12 protein-coding genes and 1 pseudogene are annotated in these 16,949 nt (G+C 55.0%); 3 read left to right on the top strand and 10 right to left on the bottom strand.

What is annotated here, in order from left to right; all coding sequences use genetic code 11:
• A pseudogene (locus tag B3Z49_RS14690) lies at nt 1–896 on the bottom strand (M3 family oligoendopeptidase); the annotation flags it as partial.
• A 417-nt stretch (nt 897–1,313) separates the two neighbouring features.
• On the opposite strand from B3Z49_RS14690, the gene B3Z49_RS14695 reads away from it, so the two are divergent.
• Both B3Z49_RS14695 and B3Z49_RS14700 read left to right on the top strand, forming a co-directional pair.
• Nucleotides 1,314–3,134, top strand: a complete 1,821-nt coding sequence (locus B3Z49_RS14695) for an AMP-dependent synthetase/ligase (RefSeq protein WP_296992238.1) — start codon at nt 1,314–1,316, stop codon at nt 3,132–3,134.
• Nucleotides 3,135–3,161: 27 nt separating this feature from the next.
• Nucleotides 3,162–3,584: an ATP-binding protein gene (locus tag B3Z49_RS14700; RefSeq protein WP_008891685.1), complete on the top strand. Its 423-nt coding sequence runs from the start codon at nt 3,162–3,164 to the stop codon at nt 3,582–3,584.
• Here B3Z49_RS14700 and B3Z49_RS14705 read toward each other — a convergent pair.
• Together B3Z49_RS14705 and clpB are read right to left on the bottom strand one after the other, a co-directional pair.
• On the bottom strand, nt 3,581–4,396 hold the full coding sequence (locus B3Z49_RS14705; protein ID WP_296992240.1) for a DUF4197 domain-containing protein: 816 nt from the start codon (nt 4,394–4,396) through the stop codon (nt 3,581–3,583). The two genes, B3Z49_RS14700 and B3Z49_RS14705, sit on opposite strands and share 4 nt — an antisense overlap.
• A 125-nt stretch (nt 4,397–4,521) precedes the next feature.
• Entirely contained in the window at nt 4,522–7,113 is a 2,592-nt protein-coding gene (gene clpB / locus B3Z49_RS14710) for an ATP-dependent chaperone ClpB (RefSeq protein ID WP_296992241.1), read from the bottom strand.
• 374 nt (nt 7,114–7,487) lie between these two features.
• Here clpB and B3Z49_RS14715 point away from each other — a divergent pair, with 374 nt between their 5' ends.
• The gene (locus tag B3Z49_RS14715) at nt 7,488–8,258 is read left to right on the top strand and encodes an MOSC domain-containing protein (protein WP_296992243.1); all 771 of its coding nucleotides are present in this window, start codon (nt 7,488–7,490) and stop codon (nt 8,256–8,258) included.
• Nucleotides 8,259–8,267: 9 nt separating this feature from the next.
• Here the strand turns inward: B3Z49_RS14715 and B3Z49_RS14720 are convergent, their stop codons facing one another.
• From B3Z49_RS14720 to ispG, 7 genes are all read right to left on the bottom strand, one after another.
• Nucleotides 8,268–9,860: a type IV secretory system conjugative DNA transfer family protein gene (locus B3Z49_RS14720; RefSeq protein ID WP_296992245.1), complete on the bottom strand. Its 1,593-nt coding sequence runs from the start codon at nt 9,858–9,860 to the stop codon at nt 8,268–8,270.
• 282 nt (nt 9,861–10,142) lie between these two features.
• Nucleotides 10,143–10,919, bottom strand: coding sequence for a DUF4167 domain-containing protein (locus tag B3Z49_RS14725; protein WP_296992247.1), 777 nt, complete (start codon nt 10,917–10,919; stop codon nt 10,143–10,145).
• 292 nt (nt 10,920–11,211) lie between these two features.
• Nucleotides 11,212–12,114 (bottom strand): peptide chain release factor N(5)-glutamine methyltransferase, encoded by a 903-nt coding sequence (gene prmC / locus B3Z49_RS14730; RefSeq protein WP_296992249.1) that lies wholly within the window; start codon nt 12,112–12,114, stop codon nt 11,212–11,214.
• Between the two features lie 2 nt (nt 12,115–12,116).
• A complete protein-coding gene (gene prfA, locus B3Z49_RS14735; protein ID WP_296992251.1) occupies nt 12,117–13,199 on the bottom strand; it encodes a peptide chain release factor 1 in 1,083 nt (360 codons plus the stop codon).
• The gene (hemA, locus tag B3Z49_RS14740; RefSeq protein WP_064779486.1) at nt 13,196–14,542 is read right to left on the bottom strand and encodes a glutamyl-tRNA reductase; all 1,347 of its coding nucleotides are present in this window, start codon (nt 14,540–14,542) and stop codon (nt 13,196–13,198) included. The genes prfA and hemA overlap by 4 nt, the downstream gene beginning before the upstream one ends.
• Nucleotides 14,543–14,549: 7 nt before the next feature.
• Nucleotides 14,550–15,791: a histidine--tRNA ligase gene (hisS, locus tag B3Z49_RS14745; RefSeq protein WP_040824508.1), complete on the bottom strand. Its 1,242-nt coding sequence runs from the start codon at nt 15,789–15,791 to the stop codon at nt 14,550–14,552.
• A gap of 128 nt (nt 15,792–15,919) precedes the next feature.
• A partial coding sequence (gene ispG, locus B3Z49_RS14750) for a flavodoxin-dependent (E)-4-hydroxy-3-methylbut-2-enyl-diphosphate synthase (protein WP_296992256.1) occupies nt 15,920–16,949 on the bottom strand: 1,030 nt, incomplete at its 5' end.

Consider the following 16,949-nt stretch of genomic DNA (forward strand, 5'->3'; position numbering starts at 1 on the left):
TTGCGATCCCAGTAATCAAGCTGATCGACACCGAACCACTTTGCTTTCAGGCGGTAATAACGGTGCGACAGGTCGGCATGGCTGTTTTTAACGGCGGTATTGAGCGCATCGACAACCTCGTCCTCGACCTGGTTGGACAGGTTGCGCGACGATACCGGGGTTGCGAATTTGCGCAGGCGGTCATCAATTTCCTTGTCCTTGGCAAGGGTATTGGTGATGTGCGCCAGAAGCTTGATGTTCTTGCCCAGAACGTCGCCGATTGATTTCGCGGCTTTCTTGCGGTCTTCGACCTTGCTTGAAGACAGCATGTTGGCGGCATCTGACATGGTCAGTTCTTCACCATCAATCGGGAAGCGAAGCTCTGCCATGGTCTGATCAAACAGGCGCACCCATGCGGCTGATCCGGCTACGCGGCGTTCGTGCAGAACCTGCTCAACCTCGTCGGACAGCTGATGCGGGCGGAAGGCACGGTTTTCGTCAAGCCACGGGCGATAACGACGAAGCGCTTCGCTTTGTTCGTATTTCGCATCCAGCGATGCTTCTTCGATCCGGTTAATCTCAAGACCAAAGAACAGCGACAGGCTGGAAATGCCGGTCATTTCTTCCTGAACGAACTGATAGAACTGGCCGATGGCCGCGTCCGAGCTATCCCCGGCATATTTAAGCTGGGCGAACGAGCCGATCTTGCCGCAAATCTCGCTGATGGCTTCGTATTCGACAATGGCAGCTGCCAGTTCATCACCCGACAGGTCATTGAGTTTGCCCTGATAGCTTTTCTGGAACGCCTGAGAGCGGCTTTTGGCATCATCAAGATCGCGCCGAATATTCGGGTCTTTCAGATCGTTATAGAGATCGGTCAGATCCCAGGTCGGCAAATTCTTGTTGATCGCGTTCATTTGTCCTCCAGACAGTCTCTTTGATCATCCTGACCCGATATATAGCCTGTCAAAGCCATAGCACCAGACCTGTTGACAGATACGGTTTCAAATTGCTGGGTCGATCATATCGTTCCTTGCACCATCGACAACCGCAAAGCCATATCCAGCCCAAACAAACTGCAATTTGCAGTACAGTTACACCGGAACAAGGCATTGAAACGCACGTTGCTGTGATATCGGTGACAATTCGGACTTTAAAATGTCATTTTCAGGCTGCGCAATTGTGCAATCCCTGATAACAAATTCATCTTGGAACGTTCGTTTATTCCAATCTGCGCGGCCGTTGTGCAGGTATAAGGTTTATTGCAACGTCCCCATCAGGGCAGCACAAAGATTGCCCGTTCCCGGGATCAAAAAGTGAGGCAAGGAAACGTCATGACGAGTTTGCAGGATTATGCCGACTGGCAAAACTTGCCGACCATGTTTTTCGACAAGGCGAAGAAACATGGCGATACGCCGTTTCTTTGGACCAAGGACCCCGAAGGCAAGGAATTTGTCCCCACCACCTGGCAAGAGGCCGCCGATCAGGTCCGCGCACTTGCACGTGCCCTGTATGACATTGGTGTGCGTCCCGGTGACCGGGTTTTGCTGGTGTCAGAAAACCGCACCGAATGGGGTATAGCCGACCTTGCCATCATGTGCGTTGGCGCAATGACCGTTCCGGCCTACACCACCAATACCGAGCGCGACCACCTTCACGCGATCGAAGACAGTGGTGCAGCGATTGCCATTATCTCGACCAAGAAACTTGCCCAGCCCTTCCTGCACGCCGCCCTTGATAGCGGGCGCTGCCGCCATGCGATCATGATGGAAGAATGGGGCCAAAGCTTTGTTGGTGATATCACCATTTCACGCTGGGACGATCTGATTGCCAAGGGGCGCGGCCTAACCCATGACGTTGATGCCTGGATTTCAACGATCAAACGCGATGATCTTGCCTGCCTGATTTATACATCCGGCACCGGCGGCTCGCCCAAGGGCGTGATGCTAAGCCACGGGGCGATCCTGTCGAACTGCATGGGTGCGTTTGACATCATTGAAACCCTTGGCATTGATGAGGAAATCTTCCTGTCCTTCCTGCCGCTGTCGCATTCCTATGAACATACTGCGGGGCTTTATTTCCCGATCAGTATTGATGCCCAGATCTATTATGCCGAGGGACTTGATAAACTGGCGGCCAACCTGGCCGAAGTCCGCCCGACCATCATGACGGCTGTGCCGCGCCTGTATGAAATGCTTTATCAACGCATGAGCCGCATGGTCGAAAAAGATGGCGGTTTCAAGCAAAAGCTGTTTGACCTGACCCTGCGCTTGGGCCGCAAGAATTACGAAGGCGAACGGCTTAACCTGCTTGAAAAGTTTCAGAATTTTGCCTGTGAGCTGCTTCTGCGTCGCAAGCTGCGCCAGCGCTTTGGCGGCCGGATCAAGGCCATGGTATCGGGCGGCGGACCGCTGAATTATGAACTCGGTGTTCTGTTTGTGTCTTGCGGCATTCGCATTCTTCAGGGCTATGGCCAGACCGAATTTGCCCCGGTGGTTTCGTGCAACCGCGCCGAAAACAACAAACTGCGCACGGTCGGCCCGCCGATGGTAGGTGCCGAGGTCAAAATCGCCGAAGATGGCGAAATCCTGCTGCGCGGCGAAAGCATGATGAAGGGTTACTGGAACCTGCCCGACGTGACAGCCGCCGCAATCATTGATGGCTGGCTGCATACCGGTGACATCGGCAAGTTCGATGAACAGGGCAGCCTGATGATCACGGATCGCAAGAAGGACATCATCGTCAATTCCGGTGGCGACAACATCTCGCCGCAGCGGATCGAAGGCCTGATGACGCTCGAGACGGAGATTTCACAAGCCATGGTCTATGGCGATGACAAACCCTATCTGGTTGCGGTTGTCTGGCCCGACGAAGACTTCATGCGCGAATTTGCCCGCGATAACGGGCTATCGAATGATATTGAAGCCCTTGGCAAAAACGAAGAATTCCGCAAAGTCATCCGCACTGCGATTGATCACGTCAATCAACGCCTGTCGACCATTGAAAAGGTACGCAGCTTCATGTTTGCCGAAGCAGCCTTTACCATCGACAACGAAATGCTGACGCCGTCGATGAAAATCCGTCGCCACAAAATCCGCGAAGCCTATGCCAAGCAGCTTGATGGCCTTTATCAGCGTAAGCGCAGCGGCCAATAACAAGCCAAACCACAGACCAGATTGACGATGACCCGCCCCAAAGAAATCAAACAAACCCTTACCCTGGTCCGGGGTCTTCCCGGATCAGGCAAATCGACGCTGGCCAAAAACCTCTGTCAGGCAACCGGTGCGGTCCATCTGGAAGCCGACATGTTCATGGTCGACCATGAAGGGTTTTACGAGTTTGACGGCACCCGACTGTCGCAAACCCACGCCCGCTGCGAAGCCGAATGCCATAACGCCCTGTCCGAGGGATATGACGTTGTTGTGTCCAACACCTTCACCCGTTTCTGGGAAATGAAGGCCTATATCGACATGGCGGAAAAGCACGACATTCTGTTGCAGATTGTCGAATGCCATGGCCGTTTCGGCAGCATCCATATGGTGCCCGACGAAACCCTTGCCGATATGCGCGATCGCTGGGAACCGTTGCCGGAAAAGTACCGCTAAGGGACGCGCCCATAGTTTACAGTTGAGAAGACCTTTTTCAGGATATCGGTGGTCCATCGCGTCGGATCGCTTCGGATATCGGCTTCCTGCACGGCGATATAATGAAACAAACCATCCATCGCCTTGGCAGTTGCGTGATCCGTCAGCGATGCCTTCAGATCCGGCACAAACGGCAGTTGGTCATACTGCCCCAGCATCTGATCATAAAGCGATAACGCCCCGGTGTCGGACAGGGCATTGGTGATCATTGGCCGGAGACGACCTTCGATATCAGTGCCCGACACACGGCGCAGATATTGGGTCGCGGCATCATCCGGGCCCTGCAAAATGCCCTTGGCATCGGCGACCGTCATCTGGCGCACCGCATTGACCAGAATATCCCCAGCATCCTGCATGGTCTGTTCAGCCGCGCGGTTCATGCGCAATTCGATTTCATCGGCATAGCTGCCAAGCCCCGCCGCGCTTAACAATTTCTGTGCGGTCTGAACTTCGTCGGGCAATGGAATATGCGCAACCGGATCGGCGTTAAAACCATCAACCGCGCCAAGTTGGTCGGTGACCAGTTCCACACCCATATCAAGCGCCTGTTTCAAGCCCTGCTCGACCGTGTCGGATGAAAGTGCGGAAACGCCAGAACCGCTGCTTGACGGGCTTCCCGATCCCGATGAATTCATCGCATCGCCAAGGGCCTCTTTGGCCTTGTCAAAGAACGACTGGGCATTTGCGGGAACGATTGCACCGGCAGCCATAACACCCATGACAAGTGCCACAGCACCGGTTTTCAAAAGGAAATTGGAATTGCGTTTGCGCATGAACAGCCCTGCGGTTTTTGATTGTTGTGTATAAACAAACAAGACAATGGCCAAAAAACATGGCCCGAAAAAGACAAAACCCCGGTTAACCAACCGGGGTTTTGCATGTGAGGTATCAGCCGACCTTATTCAACAACCTCGACCTTTTTACCATTAAGCAAAAGGTCATTGGCTTCGGTCGAAACCGGAACAGTGTCACCATCCTTGATCCCGCCTTCGAGGATCTGCATCGCCAGCGGGTTCTGCAGATAACGCTGGATCACGCGTTTGAGCGGACGGGCACCGTAAACCGGGTCATAGCCTTTTTCAGCCAACCAGTCCTTGGCGGCATCATCAAGTTTCAGGGTGATCTTCCGATCCACCAGCAACTTATCAAGGCGAGCAAGCTGGATATCGACAATCTTGCTCATCTGATCGCGATGCAAACGATGGAACAGGATGGTTTCATCCAGACGGTTGAGGAATTCCGGACGGAACGATGCCCGAACAATTTCCATGACCTGGGCCCGGACTTCGCCGCTGTCATGACCCGGTTCCTGATTGGCAAGGATTTCCCCGCCCAGGTTCGAAGTCAGAATAATCAGCGTGTTGCGGAAATCCACAACACGGCCCTGTCCATCGGTCAGGCGACCTTCGTCAAGAACCTGCAGAAGGACGTTAAACACATCGGGATGTGCCTTTTCGACCTCGTCAAACAGGACAACCTGATACGGACGACGACGCACCGCCTCGGTCAGGGAACCACCTTCCTCATAGCCGACATAGCCCGGAGGCGCACCGATCAGGCGGGCCACCGCATGCTTTTCCATGAATTCGGACATATCAATCCGCACCATGGCCTGTTCATCATCAAACAGGAACTGGGCAAGCGCCTTTGTCAGCTCGGTTTTACCGACACCCGTCGGACCAAGGAACAGGAACGAACCAATCGGTCGGTTTGGATCCTGCAGACCTGCGCGCGCACGGCGCACCGCGTTCGATATTGATCGAACGGCATCATCCTGACCGACAACCCGTTTGCGCAGCGTGTCTTCCATTTCAAGAAGCTTTTCACGCTCACCCTCGAGCATCTTGTCGACCGGAATACCGGTCCAACGCGAAACCACGGACGCGATGTGCTTTTCGGTAACCGCTTCTTCCTTGATGCCACGCGACGGATCGTTTTCCGCTTTTTCAAGCAGCGCCAGAAGCGCCGGAATTTCTTCGTATTGAAGCTGTCCGGCGCGATCAAGCTTGCCATCGCGCATCGCACGTTCAAGTTCACCACGCGCCTGATCAAGCTGTTCCTTGATGTGGGTCGATGCGGCAAGCTCCTTCTTCTGGGCTTCCCACTTCGCGGTCAGCTCAGCCGATTTGCCTTCCAGCTCGGCCAGTTCCTTTTCCAGACGGCCAAGACGGTCCTTGGATGCGCTATCCTGCTCTTTCTTGAGCGCTTCCCGCTCGATCTTGAGCTGGATGATCCGGCGATCCAGTTCGTCGATTTCCTCTGGCTTGGAATCAAGCTCCATGCGCAGACGCGATGATGCTTCGTCCATCAAATCAATCGCTTTGTCGGGCAGGAACCGATCCGTGATGTAACGGTTCGACAATGTGGCTGCTGCGACCAGTGCGGCATCGGCAATACGAACCCCGTGATGAAGCTCGTACTTGTCCTTGATCCCGCGCAGGATTGATACCGTGTCAGAAACCGACGGCTCGCTGACAAATACCGGCTGGAAACGACGGGCAAGGGCCGCGTCCTTTTCAATATGCTGACGGTATTCATCCAAAGTCGTCGCACCCACACAGTGCAGCTCGCCACGGGCCAAAGCCGGTTTCAAAAGGTTCGATGCATCCATCGACCCTTCGGCCTTACCAGCCCCGACAAGGGTGTGCAATTCGTCAATGAAAAGGACGACCTGACCGGCCTCGGATTCAATCTCGCTCAGGACCGCTTTAAGGCGTTCTTCAAATTCACCACGGAATTTCGCACCGGCAATCAACGCCCCGAGGTCAAGCGACAGAAGTTTCTTGTCCTTAAGCGTTTCGGGAACGTCACCCTTGACGATACGTAGTGCCAGACCTTCGGCAATTGCGGTTTTACCAACCCCGGGCTCACCGATCAGAACCGGGTTGTTCTTGGTCCGGCGTGACAGAACCTGCACCGCACGACGGATTTCCTCATCACGGCCAATGACCGGATCAAGTTTACCTTCGCGCGCCGCCTCGGTCAGGTCACGGGCATATTTCTTAAGCGCGTCATACTGGTTTTCGGCACCCGCACTATCGGCCGTGCGGCCCTTGCGGATGTCATTGATCGCACCGTTCAGCGCCTGTGCCGTAACACCGGCATCGGCCAGTACCTTGCCCGCGGTTGACTTCGGATCAAGTGCAATGGTCAAAAGCAACCGTTCAGCCGTGACAAAGCTGTCACCGGCCTTCTTGGCGACTTCCTGTGCCTGATCGATCAGGCGGGCAAATTCTGATGAAAGATAAATCTGACCATTGCCGCCGGAAACCTTTGGCAATTTTGCCAGTTCCTGCGCGCAACGTTCCTGGGCAAGCTTTGGCTTACCACCGGATGCCTTGATCAGATTGGCTGCCAGACCTTCTTCGTCGTCAAGCAGCACCTTAAGTAGATGAATCGGGACAAATTGCTGATGGTTTTCACGCAACGCAAGCGATTGCGCTGATTGCAGAAAACCTTTTGACCGATCCGTAAAGTTTTCAAATTCCATTCCTGTCACTCCTTGAGCCAACAGTATTCAAACGATGTGGACCTTCTTGGAAGCGTCCACGGCATTGGTGTCATTACCGAATTCTAAAATTATAGATTATTTCGACAGCGACAACATTGATATGTCTCAGTCTAGCGTGTTTGCAACCATATACCCCTACAAAAGTTGCAAGAATTATTTGTGCACCGCAGCACAACTTTCTGTCATTATTCTAGATATCATATGAGGATACTGAACTAATGACATTGCCAGCCAGTCCCTTCGGGGGTTGCCCTTGGCAAAACAACGTTCTAACGTCGCCCGAACAAACGAACCAGACATGCCATTCGTCCCGTTTTTCCGGCATGCCAAAGCGCCATACAGGAATAGTGATCATGACGATCGAACTCAAAGCCATCAAAAGATACCCGGTCAAGGGAATGCGCGGTGTTGACCTTAAACAGGCAAAAATCAGCGCACACCACATGATTACCGATGATCGTCGCTTTGTGATTGCCACCCAATCATCTGTCGGACAGGAAGGCGTTCACGAATGGGCCCGCAAAAGCAATTTCCTGCAATTGGTCAACACGCCCAAGCTGGCTGAAATCGGCACCGAATATGACGACGCCACCTGCACCCTGACCATCCTTCGAAATGGCCGCGCCATCTGCAAAGGCAAGCTGGACGATAGCATGGGCCGCACCGTGGTTGAGGATTTCCTCAAGGCGTTTCTGAAAAACGAGATCGCTGGCACGCCCAAGATCTATTCAGTCCCCGATACGAATTTCGGCGACATGAAAGAACCTTACATATCGCTGCTGAACCTGGCATCGATCCGTGATTTCGGGTCGCGCATCGTGCAAAGCGAAATCGATCCGATGCGTTTTCGCGGCAACCTGTTGATTGATGGGCTGGAGCCATGGAAAGAGCTTGAATGGAACGAAGACAAGATCATCAAGATCAATGATGTGTCGTTCCGCGTCGTCCATCCGATCACGCGCTGCAAGGCAACAAGCGTTAATCCCGACACGGCGATTTCCGACATCAACGTGCCGCTAATGCTGCGCAAAGGGGTAAACCACCTTTATATGGGGATTTACATCGAAGCGCTTGAAGATGGCATGATCACACCGGGTGACAAGCTGACCGTGACCGTCACCTAAGGGCCGTTATCAGTTGCCGGAATTGAATGTCGGGGCGTGTACGGCGATGCCCTTGAACATCTCGTCGTGATACCAATCAATGCGGTGCGCACGAATGGGCGGGCATCCCTTGCGGAACAAAATCTGTTCTTCCTTGGGGAAGCGCGCCACTTCGGCTGATCGCAGGATGGGCTGATTATCCTGAGACCGTAAATGCACCGGGCGGCTGGTATCCTTTCCACCGCCGGTGTCATCAAATTTCGACATTGCCGTCAGGCCCGAAACCCAATCCAGGTTAAATGCCCCTTCCTGGCTCAGAACCGAAATAGCGTCCACCCGGCCGACGACATTTTCCCAGTTCAGGCAAACATCCATCAGGCCGCTGACACCAGAGAACCCCGGCCAGACGATCATGTCCTCGCCGTATCCACCGCCCAGAAGGCGCTCGAACAAGGGCATCCGGCCAACATTTTCGATCCCATCCAACAAGACCAGAAATTCAGGATCGCCCGATTTCCAGCCACGCTGATTAAGCAGGTTCATCATCCCTGTCAGCATCACGCGGCTAAAGGATGGCTGAACTTCCGGGTTATCACCGCCAAGCTGACCAACGATAAAGATCGAAACCGGGCCACTGGTGATGTCTTCAAGTGTGAAGCTGCTTTTGCTGACCAGACGTGCGATTTGCGGATTGTCGAATTCTTCGGTGGCCGCACGGCAGGCCTCGATGATCTTCATCCGCTGATCTTCGGTCATATCAAGGATATTCAGCGCGACCTCGGATATGCGGCCATCCACAGACTCAATCCCCATCAGTTCTTCAAGGGTTTTGTAGAACCGGTGCGATGGCATAGTCAGGTTGCGACGTACCTCGGCAAGGTTGCGGTCTTCCTTGGCACTGCGCTGGATCGTGTAAACGATAAAGCCCTGCAACAACGTCCGTGCGATACGGACTTCCTGTTCATCGAGCTCCTTGACAAATACCGGCGCCAAAAGCGTATCGGCGATAAAGCCGGTATCGGTGATCATTCCTTCCCCCTGCTGGCGGATGAAATCGAACGGATTGAACTGTTGGGTTTCGACACCGGTTTGTTTGTGCGGATCAATGACAATCAGTCTTTGCCCAAGCTTGGTACGGCGATCATGAATGGCGCGAAAGATGCTGCCATGGCGCTCATAGACAAACAGGTTGCCGGTGTGCAAAAGCGCGTTTGGCTCTGCCGAAGCGCGATAGAATTCTTCGGGTTTGGTTGAAAAGGTAATCACCCGCTTAAGGCCCTTGGCCCCGATCAGGCGCTTGTCCTCGCCCCAACGCCCCAGAACGAAGGACGGATTGCTTTCAAGCAGCTTGCGACCATTAAGGTCTTCAAGAGTGGCCCACGCGCCCTCGCCGCGACCACCAGATCCTTTTCCGCCCAGTTTCTTCTTTTGCGATTTGGACGATGATGATGGCTTCATTCGGTTCAGGATGATGACAACCAGCGGAATGAACATCGGGACGATGAAACAGACAGCCCCCAGAAGAGCCAACTCGTAATCACCGTTAAACAGCCCAAGGGCGATAACCATACCGCCAAGAGCCCACAGCAAAACCATGACGACCCGAAATAAGCCAGTCCCCATCTATCACTCCCCACGAATGCGCCTGCACCGTGAAAAGACGCCGGTTCTTTTATCCCGATCTTGCTTCCACGGTTTTATTGATGATTTGTCCCTGCACCCGCGCGAAAAATAATCGAAGGTTGCACGGGATGTTCAATTATATGCTTATACAGTTTTACGACCCTTAAAGCACTGAGTCTTTGGGGGAATGCGTGGTTTTACAGATGTTCCAAACGACAACACCCCTGCAAGCGACGGGCTTGCAGGGGTGTTTGTCATGTTGAAAGACCGCCTCGGGTCAGATCAGGCCGAAACCGGCTCGGATCCTTCGTCAGAGGTGGCACCTTCTTCGTCATCGCGACCTGCTGCACGGCTACGACCGCGGCGGGCCGTCGGATGGCGGCCACGGGTACGTGCAGTACCGCTTGCGGCACGGCGCGGTTTCTTTTCACCGTCTTCGCCCTGCTCTGCAGTGTCGGTTTTGTCGGCACTTGCCGGTGCATCATCACCAGATGCTTCTGCCGGTGCGCTTTCCTCTGCGCTGGCGTCATCATCTGATTTCCGCGGACGACCACGGCCCGGACCACGTGCATCCGAACGACGCGCACGCGGCGTGCGTTTCGGACGGCCACCATCATCATCCGACGTTTCAGCAGAAGTGTTTTCTGCCTCTACCGGGGTGTTTTCATCGCCATTGTTTGACGCAGAGTCTGCGTTTTCGTTGGCGTCACCCTGTTGATCATCGTTCTGATTTGACTGGCCATCACTGCGGTCGTCACGGCCACGATTGTTGCGCTGACGATTGTTGTCACCACCACGTTCCTCACGGCGCTGGTTTTCCCATTCCTGGGCAGCCTGAAGGATGCGGTGGTAATGTTCCGCGTGCTGATAGAAGTTTTCCGCAAGAACCGGATCGTCGGTGCAATCCTTCGCAAGGGAAATGTATTTTTCATAGACCTGTTGGGCGTTACCGCGTACGCGGCCGTCCGGTCCATTACTGTCAAAATTCTGAAATTTTGGATTTACTGGACGTTTATTCGACTGTTGCCGTCCGCGCGGACGTTTATTGTTATTTCTCATATCAACATGACTTTGGTGTTGAAGGACAATCCGGTAGCATCATCGGCTCCGGAACCACTCCGTCTGAAAAACATATTTCCCGCTAAACAGCGCCGATCACGGCATTATTTTTACAAACCTGCCGGGAACCTTGAAAGGAACGGAGATTGTCGACTGTTTACAGGGGAACACGGCGCTTTCATAAGCGCGTTGGGCACCCGGCCCGTTCGATTCAACCTATATGGCTTGATCGGTTATTCCAACTGTTTTTTTCACTCGCCTGCGCTTTTTTTACATCACAGGTGCGGAAATATCAGATTACGCAACGTCCGACGGAACAGCGGGTTTTCTTTGCCGCGACGCAGCGGACAATTCCGCCAAGGTCTTCGCGATACTCCACCCCGACAAAACCGGCCTCAACCAACATCTGACCGACATCCTTTTCCTGCCCGCGACCGATTTCAAAGATGACGAAACCGCCGGGCTTTGCCAGATCAAACGCAACACGCGATAAAACGCGATAGGCCGCCAATCCATCCCCCTCATCGGTCAGGGCAAGGCGGGGGTCAAACTTTTGCACCTCCGGCGACAGGGTCGTCATCTCGTCGGCGGTGATGTAGGGCGGGTTTGACATCACAAGGTCAAATCCCTCTGCCCGGTCTTTGTCATCAAGGGCACTGTCCCAATCCGAGACGCGGAATTCGACGCTGTCATCAAGCTCAAGCAGCTTGGCATTTTCGCGCGCACAGGCCACCGCACCGTCGCTTAGATCAAGTCCGATACCCGTCGCGCCTGGCAGATCGCCAATCGCGGACAACAACAAACACCCCGTCCCGGAGCCGAAATCAACAATCCTCGGGGCATCGGCATCCTCAAGGAAATCAATCGCCCATTCGACAAGTGTTTCACTATCGGGGCGGGGCTCAAGCGTTTCGGGTGACAGCTTGAAAGTATGGCGCCAGAAATCGCGTTCACCCAAGATACGACCGACCGGTTCATGCCCGACGCGGCGCGCAATCATGCCCCGAAAGGTTTCCGCCTTGTCATCAGGCACAATATCTTCGGGCCATGCACTGATCCGGCCCCCATCAACACCCGCGGCGCGCGCCAGAAGAATACGCGCATCCATTCGCGGGTTTTCAATACCAGCATCGGTTAAGGCCGCGACGGCCTCAGCCATCAGGCTGCCAAGGGTCGATGGGGTGTCAGAAGGCATGATCAGCTTTCAATTTCGGCAAGCTTCTGGGCCTGCTCTTCGGCGATCAGGGCATCGATCATTTCATCAACCGCCGGACCACCGGCAATAAAATCATCCAACCGATAAAGTGTAAGGTTGATGCGATGATCGGACACGCGCCCTTGCGGGAAGTTATAGGTGCGAATGCGTTCCGAACGGTCGCCTGATCCGACCTGTGATTTACGGTCAGCCGCACGTTCGCTGTCTTTGCTTTCGCGTTCCTGATCATAAAGACGCGACATCAGCATCTTCATCGCTTTTTCTTTGTTCTTGTGTTGCGACTTTGCTTCCTGACTGGCGGCAACCACACCGGTCGGAATATGGGTAATGCGCACGGCACTATCGGTGGTGTTAACGTGCTGGCCACCCGCGCCCTGCGATCGATAGGTATCAATACGCAGATCCTTGGGATCGATCTTGATGTCGACTTCTTCGGCCTCTGGCAGCACGGCCACGGTCGCAGCCGAGGTATGAATACGCCCACCACCTTCGGTCACCGGCACGCGCTGCACGCGGTGCACGCCACTTTCAAATTTCAGGCGTGCGAACACATCGGTACCCGATACGTTGACAATCACTTCCTTGAACCCGCCAAGATCGTTTTCGCTGGCATCCATCTGTTCGAACTTCCAGCCGCGGCCTTCGGCATAACGCTGATACATGCGATACAAATCGGCGGCAAACAGGGCGGCTTCCTCCCCGCCGGTGCCTGCGCGAATTTCAAGGATGGCGTTCTTGGTGTCGGCTGTATCTTTCGGGATCAGCATCAGCTTCATCTGACGCTCTGCCTCGGGCAGTTTATCCTGAATGTCGTATTTTTCGGCCTCGGCCATTTCGCGCATATCGCGATCGCTTGCCGGATCGGCCAGGATTTCCTCGGCTTCTTCCAGATCGTTCAGAAGCTTTTTATACGCTTCGATCGCCTCGACCACCGGGGCCAGTTCTGCATGTTCGCGCGACAGCTTGGAAAAGCCATCCCCATCAAGCTCTCCGCTTGAAAGAAGCGAATTGAGTTCGTCAAACCGGCGTGTAACGCCTTCGAGTTTCCCAAGGTCCAAACTCACTCTTTATTCTCCTGTTCAGGGTCGCCCGGCACGTCATCGCGGCCAAGCGGCTTGTCTTCAAGTTCAAACAGGCGCGACAACAGTTTCTGGGCCTTGACCCATTCCACGGTGCCCGCACCGTCTGTTGTCGTCGCCAAATCTTTCAATGCCTGTGTCGGCGTATGCAAAAGGCGATTGATCAAAAGCCTTGTCGCCTTTTCCGCGTCCCCATGACTTTCGGCCAGCGCATCTGCGCGTACCGCTTCAAATCGTTTGCGCAGATCGGCGATTGCCGGCACGGCTGCGCGCTGCGCACGGTCGCGCACAAAATTATCAATTTCCGCTTCGATCAACGCCCAGGCCTGATCAGCCTTTTCTTCACGGCCGCCGCGCCCTTCGGCAGCGATCTTTTCCAGATCCTCGATCCGGTAAAAGAAAACCTCGTCAATCTCGTCGACCTGCGGATCAATATCCCCCGGCACGGCCGTATCAATCATCAGAACCGGGCGGAACCGGCGACGTTTGACCGCCGCCATCGCACGATCCTTGTCGATCATGTAACGCCGCGATCCGCCTGCCGTCAGAACAAGGTCCGCCTCGGCCAGAAGCCGGTCCAGATCATCGATTTCCGACCAGTGGCAATCCAGCCTGCGCGCCACCAGACGCGCACGGGCTGCCAAGCGATCCGTCACCAGAATGCGTCCGATACCGCGTTCGGCCAGCGATGCGGCGATCAGTTCCCCCATGTCGCCAGCCCCCGCCAAAAGCAGGGTACAGTCGCCAAGATCCCCATGCAGGTCGCGCGCAACCGATTGCGCAGCAGCAGCAATTGATACAGCCCCCTGCCCGATCCCGGTCTGATTGCGGACCTTTTTGGCAATGGCATAGGCAGTTTGATAGACCAGCTCCAACTCACGCCCGACCAGATCATGCTTGCGCGCGATCCGGTGCGCATCCTTGACCTGACCAAAAACTTCGGGTTCGCCAATCACCAGACTGTCGAGTGACGCCGCAACGGCAAACATATGGCGAAGCGCATCCCGGCCAGACCGAATGTAAAGTTCGGTCGCAAGCTGATCCCGATCCAGATCCGCCCATAGCGACATCAGATCAATCAGGCGTTCACGCCCGCGTTCGGCCTCGGACGCCAAAAGATGCACTTCGGTGCGATTGCAGGTCGAAACGACAACCGCCTGACCGAGACGGGCCTGTTCAATGGCGGCCAAAAACTGTGGCAGACGGGCTTCTTCGATGAAGAGACGGTCGCGGGTATCCTCGCTTGAGCGCCGATGATTGGTGCCGATCACCATCAGGCGATCCAGCGGCCAATCCCCGGCATCCTCATGCGAAATCGCGTCCGTCACACCATTCTCACTTTTTGCCGATCACATCAGCCAGTTGATCAAGCGCCACTTCCTGCTGCTCGCCACTGTCAAGGTCACGCAACTGGGCCACACCCTTGGCAAGTTCATCATCCCCAAGGATAACGGCCTTGCAGGCATTGGCCTTGTCCGCTCGCTTCATGCGCTTTTTCATGTTGCCGGAATAGCCAAGCTCGACCGCGACACCCGCTTCACGCAGTGTCTGGGCAAGGGTGCGACATTTGGCCTCGGCCGCGTCGCCCATCGGGATCAGTGCCACGGGGCGTGCACCCGCCGGGGCTTCGCCCACCATCAATGCCAGGCGTTCAACACCGGCTGCCCAGCCAACACCGGCCGTCTGCGGACCACCCATGGTCGAAATCAGTCCGTCATAACGGCCACCGGCCATGACAGTACCCTGTGCACCAAGGGTGTTGGTAGTGAACTCGAAACAGGTGTGGCAGTAATAATCAAGACCACGCACCAGACGCGGGTTCAGCTCGTAATTGATGCCAATATCGCCAAGCCCCTCGGTCAGGCCCTTGAAGAATTCCTTGGAATGCTCGTTGAGGTATTCGGCAAACAGCGGCGCATTGGCCACCAGTTCGCGATCGCCTTCGTCCTTGGAATCAAGGATACGGAGCGGGTTCTTTTCAAGACGCGAACGGCTGTCTTCCGACAGCTTGTCAAAATGGCCCTTGAAGTAATCAACCAGCACATCGCGATACGCCGCACGGCTTTCCGGATCACCAAGGGTGTTAAGCTCAAGCGTGATGCTGTCCCAAAGACCAAGGGCCTTTAGGATATGCGCGCCATAGCCGATCATTTCGATATCGCCCGCGACCTGTTCGACGCCAAGCAGTTCGGCACCGATCTGGTGGAACTGGCGCTGACGGCCTTTTTGCGGGCGTTCATACCGGAACATCGGGCCATAATAGCTGACCTTGACCGGTGACATCTGCTGCATACCATTGGAAATATAGGCACGCGCAATACCCGCCGTTCCTTCGGGACGCAGCGTGATCTGTTCGCCGCCGCGATCCTCAAAGGTGTACATTTCCTTGGTGACGACGTCGGACGTGTCGCCAAGGGTGCGTGCAAACACCTCGGTAAATTCGAAGATCGGCGTGGTCATGCGATGGTAGCCGTACAACTCGCCGATTTCGCGTGCGGTATTCGCGATGTAATCCTGCAGACGGTTCTGTTCCGGCAGAAGGTCGTGCGTGCCACGGACGGGTTGAAGCGATGCCACTTTGGGTCTCCGATCTAACTTGAATTCCAGATATTTGCGCGAAACATCAATCGGCGCAAACACATGCGAACATGAAAATAGCTTTCCGCCGGTGTGGCGGAAAGCCAAAAGTACTCAATAAAGCTTTGCTACTCCGCCGCGGTTTTCTTGGCGGCTTCTTCGGCTTCGATCTTGGCGGCACGTTCTTCGACCAGTTCGACGATATGGTCGACCATCTTTTCCGTGCTGATATTGTGATCCGGGCGGCCGGAAATATACATCTTGTGGTTCCCACCACCGCCACCGGTCAGCCCGATATCGGTTTCACGCGCTTCGCCCGGACCATTGACGATACAGCCAATGATCGACAGCGAAATCGGGGTGGAAATATGGGCAAGGCGCTTTTCAAGCTCTGCGACGGTTTCAACCACGTTAAAGCCCTGACGCGCGCAAGACGGGCAGGAAATAATCTGAACCCCACGGGTGCGAAGCCCAAGCGACTTCAGGATATCAAAACCAACATGTATTTCCTCGACCGGGTCGGCCGACAGCGAAACGCGCAAGGTGTCACCGATACCCGCCCACAACAGGTTGCCCATGCCAATCGATGATTTCACCGTGCCACCGCGCAGGCCACCGGCCTCGGTAATACCAAGATGCAGCGGATAGTCACATGCCTCGGCCAGGCCGTAATAGGCGGCAACTGCCAGAAACACGTCCGACGCCTTGACCGAGATTTTGAATTCACGGAAATCCTGATCTTCAAGGATTTTGGCGTGGTTCAAAGCACTTTCGACCATCGCCTCAGGACACGGTTCGCCGTAACGTTCCAGCAGTTCCTTTTCAAGCGACCCGGCATTGACACCGATACGCATTGAACAGCCATGATCCTTGGCGGCCTTCACAACTTCACGCACACGTTCGGTCGATCCGATATTGCCCGGGTTGATCCGCAGGCATGCGGCGCCGGCCTCGGCGGCCTCAATCGCGCGTTTGTAATGGAAATGGATGTCGGCCACGATCGGGACATGCACCTGTTTGATGATGTCTTTCAGGGCCGCGGTTGATTCCCGATCCGGGCAGGATACACGAACGATATCCGCACCGGCTTCTTCCAGTCGATGGATCTGCGCAACGGTCGCGTTCACATCGGTTGTCAGGGTATTGGTCATCGACTGC

This window comes from Thalassospira sp. UBA1131 (genome assembly GCF_002311515.1).
GTDB lineage: Bacteria > Pseudomonadota > Alphaproteobacteria > Rhodospirillales > Thalassospiraceae > Thalassospira.